This is a genomic window from Sphingomonas pituitosa NBRC 102491 (assembly GCF_001598435.1).
In the GTDB taxonomy this organism is placed as follows: Bacteria; Pseudomonadota; Alphaproteobacteria; order Sphingomonadales; family Sphingomonadaceae; genus Sphingomonas; species Sphingomonas pituitosa.
On sequence record NZ_BCYY01000014.1, the window covers coordinates 16,718 to 36,554 of the forward strand.

16 protein-coding genes are annotated in these 19,837 nt (G+C 68.0%); 4 read left to right on the forward strand and 12 right to left on the reverse strand.

Translation table 11 applies throughout. The annotated features are described in order from the left end of the window. Positions 1-87: 87 nt before the first annotated feature. The 8 genes from SPI01S_RS12380 to SPI01S_RS22290 all read right to left on the reverse strand — a co-directional run bounded on the left by SPI01S_RS12380 (position 88) and on the right by SPI01S_RS22290 (position 9,540). Complete coding sequence (locus SPI01S_RS12380) at positions 88-3,087, reverse strand: TonB-dependent receptor (protein WP_245653579.1); 3,000 nt, start codon at positions 3,085-3,087, stop codon at positions 88-90. Between the two features lie 308 nt (positions 3,088-3,395). Next, positions 3,396-4,082, reverse strand: coding sequence for a response regulator (locus tag SPI01S_RS12385; RefSeq protein WP_066722687.1), 687 nt, complete (start codon positions 4,080-4,082; stop codon positions 3,396-3,398). Between the two features lie 8 nt (positions 4,083-4,090). Continuing rightward, positions 4,091-4,663, reverse strand: coding sequence for a potassium-transporting ATPase subunit KdpC (gene kdpC / locus SPI01S_RS12390; RefSeq protein ID WP_066722690.1), 573 nt, complete (start codon positions 4,661-4,663; stop codon positions 4,091-4,093). A 13-nt stretch (positions 4,664-4,676) separates the two neighbouring features. Then, positions 4,677-5,504 (reverse strand): transporter, encoded by an 828-nt coding sequence (locus SPI01S_RS12395; protein WP_066722693.1) that lies wholly within the window; start codon positions 5,502-5,504, stop codon positions 4,677-4,679. Between the two features lie 14 nt (positions 5,505-5,518). After that, positions 5,519-7,537, reverse strand: coding sequence for a potassium-transporting ATPase subunit KdpB (gene kdpB, locus SPI01S_RS12400; protein WP_066722695.1), 2,019 nt, complete (start codon positions 7,535-7,537; stop codon positions 5,519-5,521). 12 nt (positions 7,538-7,549) lie between these two features. Next, positions 7,550-9,253 (reverse strand): potassium-transporting ATPase subunit KdpA, encoded by a 1,704-nt coding sequence (gene kdpA / locus SPI01S_RS12405; RefSeq protein WP_066722696.1) that lies wholly within the window; start codon positions 9,251-9,253, stop codon positions 7,550-7,552. Between the two features lie 10 nt (positions 9,254-9,263). Then, positions 9,264-9,353 carry a K(+)-transporting ATPase subunit F gene (gene kdpF / locus SPI01S_RS12410; protein ID WP_066722698.1) on the reverse strand — a complete coding sequence of 30 codons (90 nt, stop codon included), beginning with the start codon at positions 9,351-9,353 and terminating at the stop codon, positions 9,264-9,266. Between the two features lie 4 nt (positions 9,354-9,357). Continuing rightward, on the reverse strand, positions 9,358-9,540 hold the full coding sequence (locus SPI01S_RS22290) for a hypothetical protein (RefSeq protein WP_157084671.1): 183 nt from the start codon (positions 9,538-9,540) through the stop codon (positions 9,358-9,360). Between the two features lie 67 nt (positions 9,541-9,607). On the opposite strand from SPI01S_RS22290, the gene SPI01S_RS12415 reads away from it, so the two are divergent. Both SPI01S_RS12415 and SPI01S_RS12420 read left to right on the forward strand, forming a co-directional pair. Beyond that, on the forward strand, positions 9,608-12,226 hold the full coding sequence (locus SPI01S_RS12415; RefSeq protein ID WP_066722700.1) for a DUF4118 domain-containing protein: 2,619 nt from the start codon (positions 9,608-9,610) through the stop codon (positions 12,224-12,226). A 124-nt stretch (positions 12,227-12,350) separates the two neighbouring features. Further along, positions 12,351-13,016: a Crp/Fnr family transcriptional regulator gene (locus SPI01S_RS12420; RefSeq protein ID WP_218017611.1), complete on the forward strand. Its 666-nt coding sequence runs from the start codon at positions 12,351-12,353 to the stop codon at positions 13,014-13,016. Here the strand turns inward: SPI01S_RS12420 and SPI01S_RS12425 are convergent. The 3 genes from SPI01S_RS12425 to SPI01S_RS12435 are packed head-to-tail and all read right to left on the reverse strand — an operon-like array spanning position 13,006 to position 16,844. After that, positions 13,006-14,580 carry a tetratricopeptide repeat-containing protein gene (locus SPI01S_RS12425; protein WP_066722707.1) on the reverse strand — a complete coding sequence of 525 codons (1,575 nt, stop codon included), beginning with the start codon at positions 14,578-14,580 and terminating at the stop codon, positions 13,006-13,008. The two genes, SPI01S_RS12420 and SPI01S_RS12425, sit on opposite strands and share 11 nt — an antisense overlap. 51 nt (positions 14,581-14,631) lie before the next feature. Beyond that, on the reverse strand, positions 14,632-15,261 hold the full coding sequence (locus SPI01S_RS12430) for a nucleotide synthetase (protein ID WP_066722710.1): 630 nt from the start codon (positions 15,259-15,261) through the stop codon (positions 14,632-14,634). Further along, positions 15,258-16,844: a toll/interleukin-1 receptor domain-containing protein gene (locus SPI01S_RS12435; protein WP_066722714.1), complete on the reverse strand. Its 1,587-nt coding sequence runs from the start codon at positions 16,842-16,844 to the stop codon at positions 15,258-15,260. The genes SPI01S_RS12430 and SPI01S_RS12435 overlap by 4 nt, the downstream gene beginning before the upstream one ends. A 156-nt stretch (positions 16,845-17,000) precedes the next feature. Here SPI01S_RS12435 and SPI01S_RS12440 point away from each other — a divergent pair, with 156 nt between their 5' ends. Next, complete coding sequence (locus SPI01S_RS12440; protein ID WP_066722717.1) at positions 17,001-18,407, forward strand: M20/M25/M40 family metallo-hydrolase; 1,407 nt, start codon at positions 17,001-17,003, stop codon at positions 18,405-18,407. Between the two features lie 41 nt (positions 18,408-18,448). Beyond that, positions 18,449-19,111: a ligase-associated DNA damage response endonuclease PdeM gene (gene pdeM, locus SPI01S_RS12445; RefSeq protein ID WP_066722721.1), complete on the forward strand. Its 663-nt coding sequence runs from the start codon at positions 18,449-18,451 to the stop codon at positions 19,109-19,111. 64 nt (positions 19,112-19,175) lie between these two features. Here the strand turns inward: pdeM and SPI01S_RS12450 are convergent, their stop codons facing one another. Further along, on the reverse strand, positions 19,176-19,826 hold the full coding sequence (locus SPI01S_RS12450) for a DUF4240 domain-containing protein (protein WP_084253439.1): 651 nt from the start codon (positions 19,824-19,826) through the stop codon (positions 19,176-19,178). Positions 19,827-19,837: the final 11 nt, after the last annotated feature.

Consider the following 19,837-nt stretch of genomic DNA (forward strand, 5'->3'; position numbering starts at 1 on the left):
TGGTCTCCTTGGCCGAAACGATAGCCTGGCGACGGACGAAAAAGGAGGCGGGGCGGCATCGGCCGCCCCGCCCGAGGGGGGGTACGATCAGAACTTGTAGGCCAGGCCCAGATAGGCGCGGCGGCCGGCATATTGGTTGCTGATGAACCGCGCGGTGGTGTCGTTGCCCAGATGCGCGCGCTCTTCCGACTTGGTGAGGTTGATCACCGAGGCGGTCAGCTGGAGATTCTCGAAGAAATTGTACGAGGCGTTGAGGTCGATCTGCTCGTACGGATCCGAATAGACGTTCAGGCCCGACTGGATGCCGCCGACCCGTTCGCCGCGACGATTGTACGAAGCACGCAGCAGCAGCTTCTTGTTCTCGTAGAAGATCGAGCCGTTGATCTGCGTCTTCGCGCTGCCGACCAGCGGGGAATCGCCCACCTTCTTGCCGTTCAGGCTGATCTCGGCAACCGAGGTGTCGTTATAGGTGAAGTTCACCTGCGCACCGAGGCCGAAGGGCAGCGTGTGCTGGGCATAGAGCTCGACGCCCTGCGACACGGCGTTGGATCCGTTCGCCTGGGTAGAATATTGCTGCACGGTCACCGTGTTGCCGGCGACTTCGCTCTGGATATCGAGCACCAGCGGCACGATGAAATCCGACACGTCCTTGCGGAACAGCGTGCCGCCCAGCACCGAGCCGCGGTGGAAATACCATTCCACACCGACGTCGTACTGCCAGGCCTTGAACGGCTTCAGGCCGAAATTACCGCCGCTGCCGAACCAACCGGGCCGTGCGCCGAACTGTGCGCGGTCATAGACATAGGCGTCCGAATTGAAGGTCAGCGAACGCGCGCCGGCGAGATCGCCATAGCCCGGCCGTGCGATCACCTTCGACGCCGCACCGCGGAACAGCAGGTTCGGGGTCGCTTCCCACGAGATGTTGAAGCTCGGCAGGAAGTCCGTGTAGCGCTTCGATTCGTCGTTCTGGCTGAACACCTTCACTTCGCGCTGCGCCTGCGGCAGCACCAGGCAGTTGCCGTCCGGCCCCACCGGCGGCGGGGTGAACGGGTTGCCATTGGTGTTCTGGCAATAGTCGTTCTCGTAATAGATCACGTCGGTCGAGACGCCCGACTGCTTGGTGCTCACCACGCGCAGGCCGATATTGCCGCGGGCGTTGTTCACCTTGAAGTTCGCCTGGGCATAGCCGGCCCAGATCCGCTCCTTGATGTCGTAGCGGTTCTCCGGCTCCGGCACCCGCACCGGGCCGTTATAGGTCTTGTTCAGATAGGCGAGGTAATTGTCCATGTTGAACGCCGGGAAGACGCTCGTCGTGAACCCGCCGGCGATGTTGCCGATCGGCTGGCTCAGGAAGAAGGCCGGCTGGGTGACCGCGGCGCCGGCGGTATCCTGGTAGCGGACCGTGTTGGCGGCATCCGAATACCATTCGAAGCGGCCGGTCTGCCGCTCCACCTTGCCCTCGCGCCACTTCGCGCCGACCTGAATCGAGTCGATGAAGCTGTCGAACCGGCGGGTCAGGTCGACCTGCGCGTATTTCTGCTCGATCGCGCTGTTGGTGTAGCTCGAGCCGGTCGAGCCGAGATCGACCTGCGAGATGCCCTTCATCAGGTTCTGCTGCACCTCGGGCGAGAACTGCATGTCGACCGACTGGTCGGTGAAGCTCCACTGGCTGAGCATGTTGCCGTTGACGCGGTTGGCAAGGCCGTTGCCGATCACCAGCCGCGGCTTGGCCTGGGCGAAGAACTGGAACGAGGGCCCGCCGGTCGCACGCGTCTTGCCGCCGGCGAACGACACGGTCAGCCGGTCGCGGGTGAAGTCGCCGTGCAGGTCATAGGTGTTGGAGACGGTCTTCTGGCGGGCATAATAGCTCTGCATCGCCGGCGTTTCCATCGTGCAGGGCGTGTTGCCGGTGCGGCAGCCGGTGCCATCGGTCGGCACCTGGAACGTGGCCGAGGTCAGGATCGTGCCGCTCTTGTCGAACTTGGCGCCGGTGAAGAAGTCGCCATAGCCCCATTCCGGAATCTTGATGAGGTTGGAGACGTTGTCGCCGTTGAGCTGGAAGCGGAAATAATTGGCGGTGAGGTTCAGGCCCTCGAAGGGCTGCCACTGCGCGGTCGCCTGGATGCCCAGCCGCTTACGCTTCTCGATCAGCACGGTCTCGTCGACCGACTGCGGCGCCCAATAGCCGTTGTAATGCGTGCCGCTCTGGGTGGTCACGCCGTCGTTCCAGTAGGAGATCGCATCGTCATTGGCGAAGGTCTTGCCGTTGACGTCGGTCGCCTGTTTGGGGTTGTTGGCGTCGGTCCACCAGTGCCAGCTCTCGGTGGCGGCAGTCAGCGTGCGGTTGGTGCGGACCTGGTAGGTGGCACCGAGCAGGAAGCCGAGGGTCTTGCCCTCGTTGTGCCAAGACAGCAGGCCGGAGACGCTGGGCTCCACCTTCTTGGTGACGTCCGAATAGGTCCCTTCGACCTGGACGTTGCCCGACCATGGCTTGAGGTCGAACGGCCGACGGGTGTGGTTGATGATCACGCCGCCGACACCGCCCTCGTCCAGCCGCGCTTCGGACGACTTGAACACCTCGACGCTGCCGATCAGGTTCGCGGGCAGCAGCAGATAGTTGAAGCTGCGCGAGGGATCGCCCGAATCGGCCGAGGCGATGAAGTTGCCGTTGAGTTCGGTGAGGGTGAGGTCGGAACTGAGGCCGCGGATGCTCACCCGGCTGCCTTCGCCGCCGTCGCGCTCGATGACCACGCCGGGCACGCGCTGCAGCGCGTCCGCGACGTTCTTGTCGGGGAACTTGCCGACATCCTCGGCGGTGATCACGTCGACGAACGCATTGGCGTCGCGCTTCTGGGCCAGGCTGGTTTCGATCGAGGCGCGATAGCCGGTAACGACGATGTCGCCTTCGCTATCCCCCGGCGCGGCATTCTGCGGCGCGGTGCTGTTGCCCGCCTGCGGCTGCGTGGTCGTCGCCTGTGCAAATGCCAGACCCGGCAGTGCGGCGCACAGGCTGGTGCCGAGCATCAGCTGGCACAGCAGCCGCTGGCGCGCGGAAGCCGACGAACGGAACAGATTCCCGTGAGACACGATCCTTCTCCCTGCTTTCACCTGAGGGCCCCAGGCACCCCATGGTTCTTTCTGACCGCGATGTCAGACGTGAGCTCGCGGTTCTTGCGGTTGGGTGTCGCAATAGAAAAACAAATTGTCAATTAAATGGGAACGGCGATTGTTGCTTTTTAGCAACGCTCGTCAACAAACTGATTTCGCTAGGTAAACGTTGTCAGCTTCTGATCAGCGCCTGGGAGACGCGGATCGCGGGATTTTGAAATGCTGCGCAACATGACGGCGTGGAAGACAGGCTTGGACCATGCGGCCCTGCCCGTGGAAAGAACGCGTCAGGCGACGACCAGCCGGTAGCCGACGCCCGGTTCGTTGACGATCAGCTGCGGCCGGCCGGGGTCCGCCTCCAGCTTCTGGCGCAGGTTGCGGACGACGATGCGCAGATAATCGAGCTGCTGGATATGCGCCGGGCCCCAGACGTCGCGGAGCAACTGGCCGTGCGCGATCACCCGGTCGGGATGCGCGGCGAGGATCGCCAGCACGCCATATTCCTTGGGCGCCAGATGCACCGCCTCGCCATCGCGGCGGACGCGGCGGTGGACGAGATCGATCTCGATCGCGCCGACCACCAGCTGCTCACGTTCGGCCGATCCGGCAATCCGGTGGCGTAGCGCAGTGCGTAGCCGCGCCAGCAGTTCCTCGGTATCGAACGGCTTGGTGCAGTAATCGTCGGCGCCGAGATCGAGCGCGGCGACCTTCTCGCTGGTCTCGGTGCGGGCCGAAACGACGATCACCGCCGCCCCGCCCGCCTTGGCCTGCTGGATCAGCTCGATCCCGTCGCGGTCGGGCAGGCCGAGATCGAGCAATACCGCATCGGGCCTGTCGATGCCGAAGGCGGCGATGGCCTCCCGCGCGGTCGCCGCCTCGATCACCTGGTGGCCCGCGCGGACGAGCGCCCCGCGCAGCAGCCGCCGGATATGGCTGTCGTCCTCGACGATCAGGACCTTGGTTGCGCTCGCCATGGCTTCGCTTAGCGAGCACCGCCCTGCCGGTCGAGCGCCAGATTGAGCGCGAGCACGTTGACGCGCGGCTCGCCGATCAGGCCGAGCAGCGGGCCCTGCACGTTCGCCTCTACCAACTGCGCGACGCGGTCGGGCGCGATCCCCCGCGCCCTGGCGACGCGCGTCACCTGGAAGCGCGCTGCAGCCGGGCTGATCTCCGGATCGAGCCCCGAGGCGGAGGCGAGCAGCAGGTCGGCCGGCGCATCCGCGCCCAGCCGCTTCTGATCCGCGGTGACCCGGTCGATCAGCTTCTTGCTCGCCGGCCCGAGGTTCGATCCGCTCGACGCGAGCGGGTCATAGCCATTGCCGGCGGCCGAGGGACGTCCCTGGAAATAGCGGTCGCCGGCGAAGCTCTGGCCGAGCAGCATCGAGCCGCGCAGCGTGCCGGCATCGTCGCGCACGAGCGAGCCGTTGGCCTGGGCGGGGAACAGCAACCGGCCCGCGCCGGTCAGCACCAGCGGATACACGATACCCAGCAGCGCTGCGAAGACGAGGGTGAGCAACAGGGCCGGGCGAAGGCCGGAAACGAGATCGGAACGCATGGCGGATTCCTCCTCAGAAGCGGGTGGAGACGCCCAGATAGACCTGGGCATCGGGGGTGGCCTGGTTCAGGCCGAAATTGGCGCCGAGATCGAGTTGCAGCGTCGGGCGCAGCAGATAGGTCGCGGCGATGTCGGCGGAGGTCTGGGTGACGTACGCCGCCGGATCGAAGTTGCGGGCGACCCAGAACTCGCCGATCAGCGTGAACTTCGACGTGATCGCCTTGCCGAGATTGGCGGTGCCGACTAGCTGGGCATGGTGGCCGTGCCCGTCGCTGTCGGCGAGGATGTCGCCTTCGGGCCCGAAGGTGAGCGTGAAGCCCCGGGGCAGCGCGATGTTGACCGGCACGATCACGCCGCCCTCGGTCTCGCCATTGCCGATGCCGGTCTTGGCCGTCGGGATCTTCACGAACGGCAGCAGCGCCACCTGCACCGTCGACGCCGGATCGCTGAGCCGCTGCTTCACCCGCAGCGTGAGGTCGCCGACGCCGTGCAGCGTCTGGGTGCCCGTGGCGGTGCGGGTGCGCGCCGATGCATAAGGGGCAATGCTCGCCTCGATGTCGGTCAAGCGGGTAAGTCCGTATTTGAGCGTCGGGCTGGTGTAGAGGATCGTATCGACGCGGGTGTCGCCGCTGTCGCTACGGGTCCAGTTGAGCATGTCGGTCTCGAGCTGCACCATGCCCTCTGGCACCGTGCAGGCGAAGTTCGACTTGGTTGGGCGGTCGGTACACAGCGCCGGCGCGGCCGGGGCCGCTGCCGCCGGGGCGGCAGGCACGCTGTCCTGCGCAAAGGCAGGGGCGGCGGCGACGGTGAGCGACGCGAACGAGAGAAGCGTACGGAACATGGGTTCTCAAATCCTCAGGCGAGGTGGAGGCCGGCGACGGCCAGATCGATGAGCTTGATGCCGATGAACGGCGCGACGAGGCCGCCCAGGCCGTAGATGGCGAGGTTGCGGGCAAGCAGCGGGCCCGCGCCCATCGGCTTGTAGGTGACGCCCTTCAGCGCCAGCGGCACCAGGAACGGGATGATGATCGCGTTGAAGATCACCGCCGACAGGATCGCGCTGTTCGGGCTCGACAGCCCCATCACGTTGAGGATGCCGAGCCCCGGATAGAGCGCGACGAACATCGCCGGGATGATCGCGAAATATTTGGCGACATCGTTGGCCACCGAGAAGGTGGTCAGCGCGCCGCGCGTCATCAGCAGCTGCTTGCCGAGGCCGACGATCTCGATCAGTTTGGTCGGATCGCTGTCGAGATCGACCATATTGCCCGCCTCGCGCGCCGCCTGGGTGCCGGTGTTCATCGCCACGCCGACATCGGCCTGGGCGAGCGCGGGTGCGTCGTTGGTGCCGTCCCCACACATCGCGACGAGCTTGCCGCCCTGCTGTTCCTGGCGGATCAGCGCGAGCTTGTCCTCCGGCGTGGCCTCCGCGAGGAAGTCGTCGACGCCCGCCTCGGCGGCGATGGCGGCGGCGGTGAGCGGGTTGTCGCCGGTGATCATCACCGTGCGGATGCCCATCCGGCGCAGCTCGGCGAAGCGCTCGCGCACCCCCGCCTTCACCACGTCCTTCAGCGCGACGGCGCCAAGCAGGCGACCGTTCCGCGTCACCGCCAGCGGGGTCATGCCGCCGCGCGCGATGCCGTCGGTGATGCGCTTGAGTTCGGCGGCCCCGGCGGCGTCCGGATCCATCTTGAGGATCGAATCCACCGCGCCCTTGAGGATCACCGTGTCGCCCTGCCGCACGCCCGAGCTGCGGGTCTGCGCGGTGAACGGGATCACTTCGGCCGCGGCATCGAGCCTGGTGTCGAACGCGAACTTCTCTCGGCCGAGCGTCACGATCGAGCGGCCCTCGGGCGTCTCGTCTGCCAGGCTGGCGGTCAGCGCCGCTTCGGCCAGCGCACGTTCTTCCACGCCGGTCAGCGGGTGGAAGGCGCTCGCCTGGCGGTCGCCGATGGTGATCGTGCCGGTCTTGTCGAGCAGCAGCACGTCGACGTCGCCCGCCGCCTCCACCGCGCGGCCGGACTTGGCGAGCACGTTGAAGCGCACCAGCCGGTCCATGCCCGCGATACCGATCGCCGACAGCAGCGCGGCGATTGTGGTCGGGATCAGCGTGATCAGCAGCGCGGCCAGCACCGCCACCGGGATCGCGCCGCCGGCATAGGTGGCAAAGGCCGGGATCGTGCCCACCGCGATCAGGAAGATGATCGTCAGGCCGACGAGCAGGATGGTCAGCGCGATCTCGTTCGGGGTCTTCTGGCGTTCGGCACCTTCGACCAGCGCGATCATCCGGTCGAGGAAGCCCTTGCCGGGATCTTGCGTCACGCGAATGATGATCTTGTCCGAGATGACGCGCGTGCCCGCGGTGACGGCCGAGCGGTCGCCGCCCGCCTCGCGGATCACCGGCGCGCTTTCGCCGGTGATCGCGGCCTCGTTGACCGAGGCGACGCCCTCGACGACTTCACCGTCCGCCGGGATCAGGTCGCCAGTCTCGACCAGGACGAGGTCGTCACGCTCGAGCAGATGCGCCTCGACCTTGCGCCAGGTCTCGCCGACGCCGGTCAGCTTCTTGGCCTCCAGCTCGGACTTGGTGGCGCGCAGCGACGCCGCCTGGGCGCGGCCGCGGCCCTCGGCCAGCGCTTCCGCAAAGGTGCCGAACAGCACGGTGAGCCACAGCCAGACGATCAGCTGGATCTGGAACCCCACCGGCAGCGGCTCGCCGCCGAGCGCCAGCAGCACCGTGAGCAGCAGCGCCGCGATGGCCGTGGTGAACAGGATGGGGTTGCGGATCAGTTCGCGTGGGGAAAGCTTGCGGAACGCGTCCCCGACGGCCGGGCCGATCAGCTCGGCCGCGAAGATGGACTTGGGTGCAGACATTGCTTGTCGTCCTCAGAAGAGCTGGCCGCGGAGCAGCGTGACGTGATCGGCGATCGGCCCCAGCGCCAGGCTCGGCAGGAAGGTGAGCCCGCCCAGGATCAGGATGATGCCGACGAGCAGCCCCACCCACAGCGGTCCCGTGGTCGGGAAGGCGCCGACGCCGCCGGCGGCGTGCTTCTTGGCGGCAAGACTGCCGGCAATCGCCAGCACCGGCACGATCACGAAGAAGCGGCCGAGCCACATCGCGATGCCCAACATCGCGTTGTAGAAAGGCGTGTTCGCCGAGAGGCCGGCAAAGGCCGAGCCGTTGTTTCCGGTCGCCGAGGTGAAGGCGTAGAGGATTTCCGAGAAGCCGTGCGGTCCGCTGTTGGCGATGCCCGCCAGGCCGGCCGGCATCACGGCGGCGATCGCGGCACCGCCCAGGATGCACAGCGGCAGCACGGCGATGGCGAGCACCGCCAGCTTCACTTCGCGCGCCTCGATCTTCTTGCCGACATATTCGGGGGTGCGGCCCACCATCAGCCCGGCGACGAACACCGAGAGAATGGCGAACAGCAGGAAACCGTAGATGCCCGCGCCGACGCCGCCGACGACGATCTCGCCGAGCTGGATGTTGAACAACGGGATAAGGCCGCCGAGCGCGGTGAAGCTGTCGTGCATCGCGTTGACCGCGCCGCACGACGCCGCCGTGGTCACCACCGCGAACAGCGCGCTGCCGACGATGCCGAAGCGGGTTTCCTTGCCCTCCATGTTCGCCCCGGCGACATGGATCGCGTGGAGCGCCGGGTTGCCGGCCGATTCCGCCGCATAGGTGACGGCGACGCCGCCGAGGAACAGCACCGCCATCGCGGCGAGGATCGCCCAGCCCTGGCGGGTGTCGCCCACCGCCTTGCCGAAGGTCCAGGTGAGGCCGACGCCGACGAGGAAGATCGACAGCATCTGCACCAGGTTGGTCAGCGCGGTCGGGTTCTCGAACGGATGCGCCGAATTGGCGTTGAAGAAGCCGCCGCCGTTGGTGCCCAGCATCTTGATCGCTTCCTGGCTGGCCACCGGGCCCAGCACGATCGTCTGGCGCGCGCCTTCCAGCGTGGTCGCGTCGATGCTGCTGGCCAACGTCTGCGGCACGCCGCAGGCGATCAGGAACAGCGCATAGACGATGCAGGCCGGGATCAGCAGGTACAGCGTGACGCGGGTGAAATCGGCCCAGAAATTGCCGATCCCGCGCGCTTCCTTGCGGGCGAAGCCGCGGAACAGCGCGAAGGCAATGGCGATGCCGGTCGCGGCCGAGGTGAAGTTATGGAGCGTCAGCCCCAGCGCCTGCGACAGGTTGGAGAGCGTCGATTCACCCGCATAGCCCTGCCAGTTGGTGTTGGTGGCAAAGCTGATCGCGGTGTTGAACGCGCCGTCGGCGTTCATGCCGGCGAGCCCGCGCGGGTTCCACGGCAGCACCGCCTGCAGGCGCAGCACCGCATAGGTCAGCAGCGCGAGGGCGAGGTTGAACAGGATCAGGTGCAGCGCGTAGGTGCGCCAGCCCTGCTCGGCGTTCGGATCGATGCCGCCGATGCGGTAGATGCCGCGCTCGACGGGGCCGAGCACGCGGTGGAGCGGGGTGCGACGACCTTCGTAGAGCGCGAAGAGCCACAGGCCCATCGGCTTGGCGGCGGCGGCCAGGATGGCGACGAACAGGGCGATGAAGCCCCAGCCTTGGAGTGTCATGCGGCCCTCCTCAGAAACGCTCGGGCCGCAGCAGCACCGCGACCAGATAGACGAGCAGCGCGAGCGCGGTCGCGCCGGCGAGGATCAGATGCAGGCCCATGGGATCAGGCCTTCACGCACAGCTGGACGAAGGCCAGCGTCAGCAGGAACAGCCCGCCGAGCGCGGCGAGCCAGAGGATGTCGGTCATGGGGTTCGGCCCTTGGTTGGCGCCGCCGGGTAGCGGCCTGGCACGCGATCTAGGTCCGAGGGCCGTTAAGCTTCGACGGCGAAAGCCGGGCGCCGGCATTAAGATTCCATATAGTCGGGCGGCTCCCCGTGGCGCGGCGCGGGACGGGGCACTAGGAAAGGCGGCAATGAACGACCGCCCCAACCCCGACGCGCTGCTGCGCGAAGCCCGTCGCGCGGCGCGCGGCCGGCTGAAGATCTTCCTCGGCGCGGCCCCCGGCGTGGGCAAGACGTTCGAGATGCTCCGCGAAGGCGCCGAGCGGCTGCGCGGCGGCAAGGACGTCGTTATCGGCGTGGTCGAGACGCACGGCCGCGCCGAGACCGAGGCGCTGGTCGCTCCCTTTGAAGTCCTCCCTCGCAAGGCTGTCGAGCATCAGAGCCACCGGCTCGAGGAGATGGACATCGATGCAATCCTCGCCCGCCGCCCGGCGCTGGTGCTGGTCGACGAGCTCGCCCACACCAACGCCCCCGGCTGCCGCCACCCCAAGCGCTGGCAGGACGTCGAGGAGCTGCGCGACGCCGGCATCCATGTCTACACCACGCTCAACGTCCAGCATGTCGAAAGCCTCAACGACGTGGTGGCCAGCGTCACCCGCGTGCGGGTGCGCGAGACCGTGCCCGACGCGATCTTCGACGATGCCGAGATCGAGCTGGTCGACCTGCCGCCCGACGAGCTGATCGACCGGCTGAAGGAAGGCAAGGTCTATGTGCCCGCGGAGGCCAGCCGCGCGCTCGGGCATTTCTTCTCCAAGGCCAACCTCTCGGCGCTGCGCGAAATGGCGCTGCGCCGCGCGGCGCTCAGCGTCGACCGGGCGATGCTCGATCATCTCGATGCGCTGGCGGTGCCAGGCACCTTCGCGGCCGGCGAGCGCGTGCTGGTGGCGATCAGCGAGTTGCCCGGCGGCGACGGGCTGGTGCGCGCGGGCAAGCGGCTCGCCGATGCGATGAAGGCACCCTGGCAGGTGGTGTTCGTCGAAACCCCACGTGCCGAACGCTTTCGGCCAGAGCAGCGCCGCCGCGTCGCCGATACGCTGCAGCTGGCGAGCAGCCTGGGCGCCACCGTTGCCACCATACCCGCCGCGACGGTGATCGACGGGCTTCGCACCCACCTCACTGGCATGCGCGCTACCCAGCTGGTGATCGGCCGGTCGCGCCGCAGCTGGTGGTTCGAGCTGCGTCACGGCTCGGTGGTCGAAACCATGCTGCGCGCCAGCCAGGGCGTGGCGGTGCATGTCCTCCCCGCCGCCGAGGAGCGGGTGCGCGAGCGGCGCGCGCCGGCCCTGCCCGTGCTCGGCCGCTGGCAGGAGCACGCCGTCGGCATGCTCGCCGTGGCGCTGACGGTGATCCTCGGCCGGCTCACCCTGCCGCTGATCGGCGGGGGCGGGACCGACCTGCTGTTCCTGCTGCCGGTGATCCTGATCGCCTTCCGCTCGGGCTTCGGGCCCGGCGTGTCGACGGCGATGATCGGCGGCCTCGCCTATAACTTCTTCTTCCTGCCGCCGCTCTACACCTTCACGATCGGCGAGCCGCAGAGCGTGCTGACCTTCTTCGTGCTGACCGGCATCGCGCTGTTCACCGCCAACCTCACCGGCCGGCTGCGCGCGCGGGCGACGCTCGGCACCCGCAGCGCACAGGAAAATGCCGCCGTCGCCGCCTTCGGCCAGGCGCTCGCCCGCGCCTCGGACCCGGAGACGACGAGCCGGGTGGTGTGCGAGGAAATCGCGCAGCTGCTCGACGTCGCCGTGATCCTGCTCGTCCGCCGCGAGGGCACGCTGGCGCGGGTCGCCAGCTATCCCGAGGATGCAGCCCCGATGGGCGCGGTCGACCATGCCGCCGCCGAATGGGCGTGGAGCAGCGGCGAGGCCGGCGGCGTTGGCACCGGCACGCTGATCGCCGCCGACTGGCAGTTCCACCCCTTGCGCACCAGCCTGGGCGTGCTCGCGGTGATCGGCCTCGCCGCGCCGGACGGCCGCGAGCCGATCACCGCCGATCGCGCGCTGCTGCTTTCCACGCTGCTCGGCCAGGCCGCGCTTGCGCATGAACGGCTGCGGCTGGAGCAGGACGTGCGCGAAGTCTCGGTCCTGCGCGAGCGGGACCGGCTGCGCGCCGCCCTGCTCTCCTCGATCGGCCACGACCTGCGCACCCCGCTCACCTCCGTCGCAGCGGCGGTGGACGCGCTCGCCCATGCCCATCCCGATGAACCCGCCACCGCCATCGCGCGCGCCGAGGTGACCCGGTTGCGGCGCTTCCTCGACAATCTGGTCGACATGGTGCGGATCGACGCCGGTGCCGTCGCGCTCAACCTCGAGCCGATCGACCTGACCGACGCCGCCGCCGCCGCCGTGCACGACCTGCGCGACGTGCTCGCCGGCCGCGAGCTGGTGCTGCGCGTCCCCCCCGACCTGCCACTGGTCCGCGCGGACCCCAGACTGCTGCACCACATCCTGCTCAACCTCCTGTCCAACGCGGCGGTGCATGGCGGCAACGGACCGATCGAGATCCTCGGCGAGCGTCGCCCGGACGCGGTGCGGCTCGCGGTGCGCGACCATGGCCCCGGCCTTCCCCCGGGGCAGGAAGCCACCATTTTCGAGACGTTCGCACGCGGCGCCGGCAGCGATCGCGCCGGCGGCAGCGGGCTGGGGCTAGCCATCGCCAAGGGGTTTGCCGAGGCGATGCACGCACCGATCCGCGCCGCGGATGCGGAAGGTGGCGGCGCTGTCTTCGCGATCGACCTTCAGCCGAACTGAGGCATCCGGCGCAGCAGTTCGCACGAAAACATCCAGATTCGAGGTCGTGCATCCGGATCGGACTTGCCATGCCGCACATCAACCAACATGGTGCTGGTGCAGTTTTCGCAGCGAAATGCGGGGCGTGGGGGCAAGCGACATCGATCTGGCGAGGCGGTTCGCCCAACTCTTCGCATGCAGCGAAGCGGTCGCGGCCGAGCTGGCCGCGGCGGCGGTGCCGCGTCGCTGCCCGCCGGGCGCCACCGTCATTCACCAGGGCGAGACGTCCGGCCGCGTGCTGGTGCTGCTGGAAGGCCATGTCCGCGCAGCGATGGTGACGCTGGACGGCCGCGTGCTCCAGGTGGCGGAATATCACCCCGGCGACATTTTCGGCGGCGTGGACCCGGGCCGTGAACAGCCGACGGACTGTACCGCCACCATGGCCACCCAGATCGCCAGCTTCGCCACGGCCGAGTTCTACGCGCTGGCGGAGCGCCATGCCGGTGTGGGCGTGGTCCTGGCGCGCACGATGGTCCGGCAGTTCTCCGCACTCAGCCAGCTCGTCTCCGCCCGCCTGACCCTGTCGGCCAATGGCCGAGTCCATGCCGAGCTGCTGCGGATGGCGCGCGAACAGGACGGCCGCTGGATCCGGCCGCTGCCCGTGCTGTCGGACCTGGCGCTGCGCGTGCAGACGGCGCGCGAGACCGTCTCGCGCGCCGTTTCCGCGCTCGAGCGGCGCGGCATCGTCCAGCGGCACGAGGACGGGCTGGAGATCGTCGCCCCTGCTCGCCTGGAAGCGCTTATCGTGTGAAGCGCGGCTTCAGCGCGTAGAGCGTGGTCGGCGCCTGCCCGGCCAGCGCGATTTCCCCCACCAGCTCTGCCCGCCCGGCGTCGGCCTCGCAGGCCGCCAGGCTCGCGGCAAAGGCCTCGCTGGCGAAGGTGGCACCGGGCGTCGTCACGCCCAGCATGCGCTCCGCGAGGTCGAAGGCGCTGCCCAGCAGCACCGGCGCGCCCGTCACCGGATCGTCGATCGCAGTGGCAAGGCCGATGTGCAGCGCCTGGCGGAGCGGACCGCTCGCGCCCAGCGCCGCCGCAAGTCGCACCGCGGCGCCATAGGCCTGGCCGGTACCCTCGAACGCGATCAGCAGGCGGCGCGCGCCCCAGCGCACGGCAAGCGGCGGCGAAGTGCGGAGTGCCTGGTGCAGCGCCGGCAGGCGGCCGGCGACGTCCCGGTCGAGCGCGGCGAGGTCCTCGCCTTCGCTGCCGAGCAGGTCGACGGCAAGTACAGCAACGATCTGCGGCGCGGTGCGATCGGCCCCGTGCGGCGTGGAGGACGCGCCCAGCGGCAGCAGGTGCTGGCGCCGTCCGGCCTTGCGCCACAGGCCCCCGGCATGCGCGCTCTGCCCCACCTCGTCGACCGAGGCGGGCCCGAGCAGCAGCTGGACCGCTTCCGACTGGAGCAGCCCGGCATGCATCGTCGCCCGCCCCATCGCGACGAGATCAGCCAGCCGGACCGAGGGCATGAAGGCCGCCGGACTCGCCTCGCCCATTTCCTGGACGCTGGCGGCCTCCCCAAGGGCAGCTTCGAAGCGTTCCACCCAGTCCTCGCCGTGCGGACGCACCGAGCGATCGACGAAGGCCCTGACGTCGCCGGGCAGCACCACGTGCAGTTCGGCACCGCGTGCGATCAGCCGCTCGGCGATCAGCAGGTCGGCCCCGGCGGCGAGCGCGCCATAGCCGAAGCCCACCCGCTCCTGCTCCAGCAGCGCATCGATCGAATCGGAAAGCGCCGCCACATCCTCGGGCAGCCGCATATGGCCGGCGAAATGGAGGCTGCGCGGCGGGCGATAGGCATCGAGCCATGCCGCCGATACGCCCTGCTCGGCGAGGATCACGCCAAATTGGCGCAGCGTCGAGGCATGGTCCTCCCAGGCGAGCGGCGCCGCGCCGATCGCACGGGCGAGCGCGGCTTCGGCGGCGTCGCGGTCGCCGGCGAGCAGCAGCGCCTCGGCCTCGGTCGCGCCGAGCCAATAGGGGGTTTCGTCGGGAACGCCGGCCTGGAGCAGTTCCTGCACGTCGGCGGCGAGCGCCCGGCTGCCCGCTATGTCCCCGGCGATCAGCGCGAGCGTCGCCGCGTTGATCAGGGGGTATGGGGCCGGTGCCAGCTGCGCCGCCGCGCTATAGGCGGCGGCGGCTTCGCGGGCATGCTGCCGCCGGGCCTCACCGGCGAGCAGCAGCGCCTCGTCCTTGAGGAGCCTGCCGCGCAGGCTGAGCACGGCGGGATCGTCCGCGACGCGATCATACCCCGCGTCGCGAAACATCCGCCAGGCGAGATCGAGCGCACCGGCACGCGCCTGGGCCGTTATCGCTAGCACACTCGATGTCATCCGACCTGACATACTCCTATGGTTGCAACGAACTTCCGCTCAGTTCCCGTCACCGGGCTCCGGCGGCTGAGGCGGCTTCGGCGGCTTCGGCGAACCGTGGCTCCCCTGATTTTCCACTTCCGGATCGATAATCGTCGGCATGCGCATATCTCCTTGCAAGAAATCAACGTAAAGATTGAGCCCTTCGCACGTCTTACGGTGCTGGGGATTGGTGACGGATTCAACGAAAAACCCGACAGCATTAATCCTGCCCCGATCGTCTAGAAGCGGAAAGGCACGGCGATACTTCCCGTCTGGGTATTCGTGCTTTGTGCTGACATATAGGCTATTCGGTGTATATTCCCAGAAGTCGCCGATCAGCTTGAAAATGACGCAACAAGGCTCGCGTACGACGATATCCAGCGGCGTAGGGGGCGGCGTCGTCAGCCCGGCGAGGCCAGGCTTGATGTTCGGCGCTGCCACGACGAAGTCACGAACGATCTGGGTGAAGTCCTCCTCAACGGAGACCTCCTTTCCGTTACCGAATTCGTCGACGTCCTCAAACCCCTGAATATGAAACTTCAGGTTACCAAGCGGATACCCACCCTCGCTACTGGCAAATATCTGATATCTCTTGACCAAGCGAATGTAAGACGGCGGATAAATTGATAACGGGAACTGACCGTTCATTTATGCTTCCCCTCAATTAGGCTAATCTCAGCCTCCATCTCCGCCAATCTAATTGCGAGTTCTTTATTTTCCGTATCTAGTTCCGTCATTGTACGGAGGTCGGCAATCGCAGCGCGCATGTGACGCGCCGCCATTTCCCAATCGCCATGTCGGCTCTCCATCTTGGCCAAGGCTCGCTCCGCCCAGATCAAAATGCGGCGGTTACGCGCGTTCTGCGAATCTCGAGCTACCAAGCGCTCGATCAGAGCAACCTGCTTTCGCCGAATTTCAAGCGCCGCATCTAAATTCCCGGCTTCGAAATGCGCGTCTGCAAGCCACCCCTGTCGATTGGCAACCTCCCGCCAGCGCGCCTCCGAGCGCGGCTCACGCTGTGACATTGTTTCGGCTACACTTAGCGCTTCCAGACACAGCGGTATGGCTGCGCGGGCCTTTTGCTGCTCCAACCGCAGCGCGCATAAATTGCCAGCGGCATAGGACACCTCTTCCGCACTCCGCGGGTCAGCCGAATCGAGCGCTATCAACCGATGCGCCAGCGCGGCATAGGCCTCGAAGTGCGGCTCGGTTGCCGAAAGTTCGCCTGCCTTGAAGTGCAGCAGTCCCAGGTAGAACTCGCTCTGCGCATGCGCGAACACGATGTCGTACTGATTCGGCTCGCGATCGATCAGCGCGTGGGTGATGCGGTTGGCCTGAAGGAAGGCCGCGCGGGCGCGGGCGGTCTCCTTGGCCTCCATCGCATCCTCGCCCATCGTCATGATCGCGCGGGCGCGGCGGGCGAGGACGTCGGGGGGCAGCGTCGCCAGATCCTGCTCGCCATAATAGCGCAGCGCGCGCGCATTGACTTCCCGAAGCACGTCGAGCCGACCGACCTCTTTCAGCCGGCCCCGCAGATCGGTCAGCATGAACTCCACCAGCCCCTCCGCCTGGGCACGCCGAGCCTCCGCCTCCCCGCGGGCTCGCACGGCCAGGATCGCCAATCCAACCATGGCTAGCAGCAAAAGAATCGCCAAGGCCGTGACGGCCGTCACGCGCCGCACCCGAGCTTGCGCGTCGCGCTGCACCAGCGCGTCGAGCGGCACCCCCACCGCGCCAGCGACCAGCTTGAGCAGCGCCAGCCGCTTGCCGTCCTTGCCCTCACGGAAATCGGCGGCGAGCGGCTCGGTCTCCGCGCCGTCCGCGGTGCGCCGCAGCGGCAGCGGCAGCGCCTCGGCGGGCTCGCCGTCGAACAGCGCGGCGAGCACCGGGCGATCGGGATGGAGTTCGCGGAACAGCGCGATCTCGCGCGCCACCCATTGCGAGGCAGCCCCCGCGGGCGTGCAGATGACGATCAGGCAGGCGGACTCGGCCAATGCGGCGCGTACCTCGGCGCTGAGGTCGCTGGCGGCAGACAGTTCGTCGAGGTCGCGGAAGATGCGGCCCAGCCGGCGCGGCACCGGCCCGAACGCAGCCTCGCGCCCGACCAGCTTGGCGGGAATGCGATAGCGCTCCAGCGCGCGGTGCAGCCAGCGCGCGCGGGCGCGATCGGCATGGTTGTAGCTGATGAACGCGCCGTACCGCGCGCTCGCGCCCGTTTCTGCTGTTGTCACGCGGTCCCTTCCCCGGCCGCGACTATCTCAGAGCGCCGGAAGACGGGCAAGTGCCTCGAGCCTGCGCCCGCCCCTGTACCTCCAGCCCCTGTACCTCCCGCCCCTGTACCTCCAGCGGGGTTGCGGCGGGCTCCGGCGAGGCATAGCTGGAGCTCCATGACCGACTCCGTCCTTGCATTCGCCGATGCGCAGCTCGACGCCAGCATCGAGCGCCTCGCCGCGCTGATGCGCGTGCCCTCCATTTCCACCGATCCGGCCTATGCCGCAGACTGCCGCCACGCCGCCGAGCAGCTCGCCGCCGAGCTGACCGAGATCGGCTTCGACGCCCGGGTCGCCGACACGCCCGGGCACCCGATGGTGGTCGCGCACCATGACGGCGACGGGCCGCATGTGCTGTTCTACGGTCATTACGACGTGCAGCCGGTCGACCCGATCGCGCTGTGGACCCGCGATCCGTTCGATCCCTGGATCGACACGCGTGCAGACGGATCGAAGACGATCGTCGGCCGCGGCGCCTCGGACGACAAGGGCCAGCTGCGCACCTTTATCGAGGCGTGCCGCGCCTGGAAGCAGGCCGAGGGCCGCCTGCCCTGCCGCGTCACCATCCTTTTCGAGGGCGAGGAAGAATCGGGCTCGACCAGCCTCGAGCCGTTCCTCCATGCCCATGCCGAGGAGCTCAAGGCCGATTTCGCCCTGATCTGCGACACGCTGATGTGGGATCGCGATACCCCCGGCATCACCATCGGCCTGCGCGGCATGGCCGCCGGCCAGGTGACGGTGCGCGGACCGTCGCGCGACCTGCACTCGGGGCTGTACGGCGGCGCGGCGCGCAACCCGCTCCAGCTGCTCGCCGGGATCCTGGGCGAGATGAAGGATGCCGACGGCCGCGTGACGCTCGACGGCTTCTACGACGGCGTGCCGGATACCGATCCGGTGGTGCTGGAAAGCTGGAACAAGCTCGGCTTCGACGCGGCCGAGTTCCTCGGCGAGATCGGCCTGCGCGTGCCGGCGGGCGAGAATGGCAAGACCGTGCTGGAACAGGTATGGTCGCGGCCGACCGCCGAGATCAACGGCATGTGGGGCGGCTATACCGGCGAGGGCTTCAAGACGGTGATCCCCGCCGAAGCGCATGCCAAGGTGAGCTTCCGCCTCGTCGGCACCCAGGATCCGGACAAGGTGTGGGATGCGTTCCAGGCCCATGTTCGCCGCCGCCTGCCCGAGGATTGTTCGGCCACGTTCGAGACGCGCGGCCCCGGCAGCTTCGCGATCAGCCTGGCGAGCGACAGCGGCCCGCTGGCGGCGACGCAGGGTGCGCTCGATGCCGAATGGGGCAAATCCGCGCTGCTCGGCTGCGGCGGGTCGATCCCGGTGGTCAACTCGATTCGATCGATCCTGGGCATGGACAGCGTGATGGTCGGCTTCGCGCTGCCCGACGACAACATCCACTCGCCCAACGAAAAGTACGAGCTGAAGAGCTTCCACAAGGGCATCCGCTCCTGGGTGCGCATCCTCGGCGCGCTGGGCCAGACGACCGGAGTCGTGCGCGCCACGGTTGCGGCCTGACGCCCATTGACGCCGGCGAACGGAAGCGGGATAGCAGACCCATGGTTCCCCTTTCGTTCGCCGGCCACGACTTTCGCGCGCTGCCAGAAGGCGCGCTCTACTGGCCGGCCCGGCGGGCATTGCTCGTCGCCGACCTGCATTTCGAGAAGGCGAGCTGGTTCGCACTGGGCGGCCAGATGCTGCCGCCCTACGACACGCTGGCGACGCTCGCCGGGCTGACAGCGCTGGTCGAGCGGGTCGCGCCGATCGAACTCTGGTGCCTGGGCGACAGCTTCCATGACGTCGAGGGCTGCGAGCGGCTGCCCGCCGAGGCGCGCGCGATGCTGACGGCGTTGACGTGCAGGCTCGCCTGGCACTGGATCACCGGCAACCATGATTCGGTGCTGGTCGACCATTGCGGCGGCACCGTGCACGAGGAAGTCGAGGTCGAGGGACTGGTGCTGCGCCACGAAGCCGAAGCGGGCGAGACGCGGCCGGAGCTGTCCGGCCACTTCCACCCCAAGCTGCGGCTGACGGTGCGCGGCCGCCACGTCGCGCGGCGTTGCTTCGTGGCGACCGGGACCAAGCTGATCCTGCCGGCGTTCGGCGCCCTCACCGGCGGGCTGGATGCGGGACATCCGGAGATCGTGCGGGCCGTGGGACCGGGTGCGGAGGCGCTGGTGGCGACAGAGCGCAAATTGCTGCGGTTCCCGCTAGCGGCGTGACGCCCCATCGCGTCACCGCCTTCGAGAACAAAGGGGATTTTCGTGGTCGCGACCGTGCTCGGCGTCAGCGATTGCCGAATCGCTTCCACAACTTGGGATAGCGTCGCGCCAGTTCGCCTGCGTTCTCGTCGAAGGGGACGCCGCTTGGCTTGTCGCTGAAGGCCGCGCGCGGGCCGAGCGGCATCGCGTTCGGATCCCTGCCGGTCTTCTCCGCCCAGACCTCGCTGGCGGCATAGGCGAAGCGCTCGAACTCGAGCTCGCCGCTGCCATCGTTCGCCACGGCCGCAAGCGCGTCTGGGTCCGCTTTCACGGCTTCGAAGACTTTTCGACCCCGCGAGATCAGCCAGCATCGGAAATACTCGAAGCCGTCATCCGAGGCTCCCCCGTTCGCCACATACGCGGCACCCCACAGGTTCCAGGAATAGGATTCCCGTAGGACGCGGGTGAACAGCTTCTCGAAGTCCACGATCTGCTCAGGGGTTAAGCGACGCAGACTGGTGCGCAGGTCGTCGAGCTGCGCATCGGCGCTGGCGGCCAGCGCGGAATGGTCGACGAGCATCCAGAAATCATCCACCCCGAGAGGGCCGGGTTTGATGTCTACGAGCTGCGGCTCGGGGCGACCGAAGGGAAGCTCCGCGCGGCCCCGAAATGCACCGGGGCCGAAAATCGATACGAGCGCAGCCGCCAATACCACCACTGCTATAAGCTTGTGCATAGCGCCGCCCC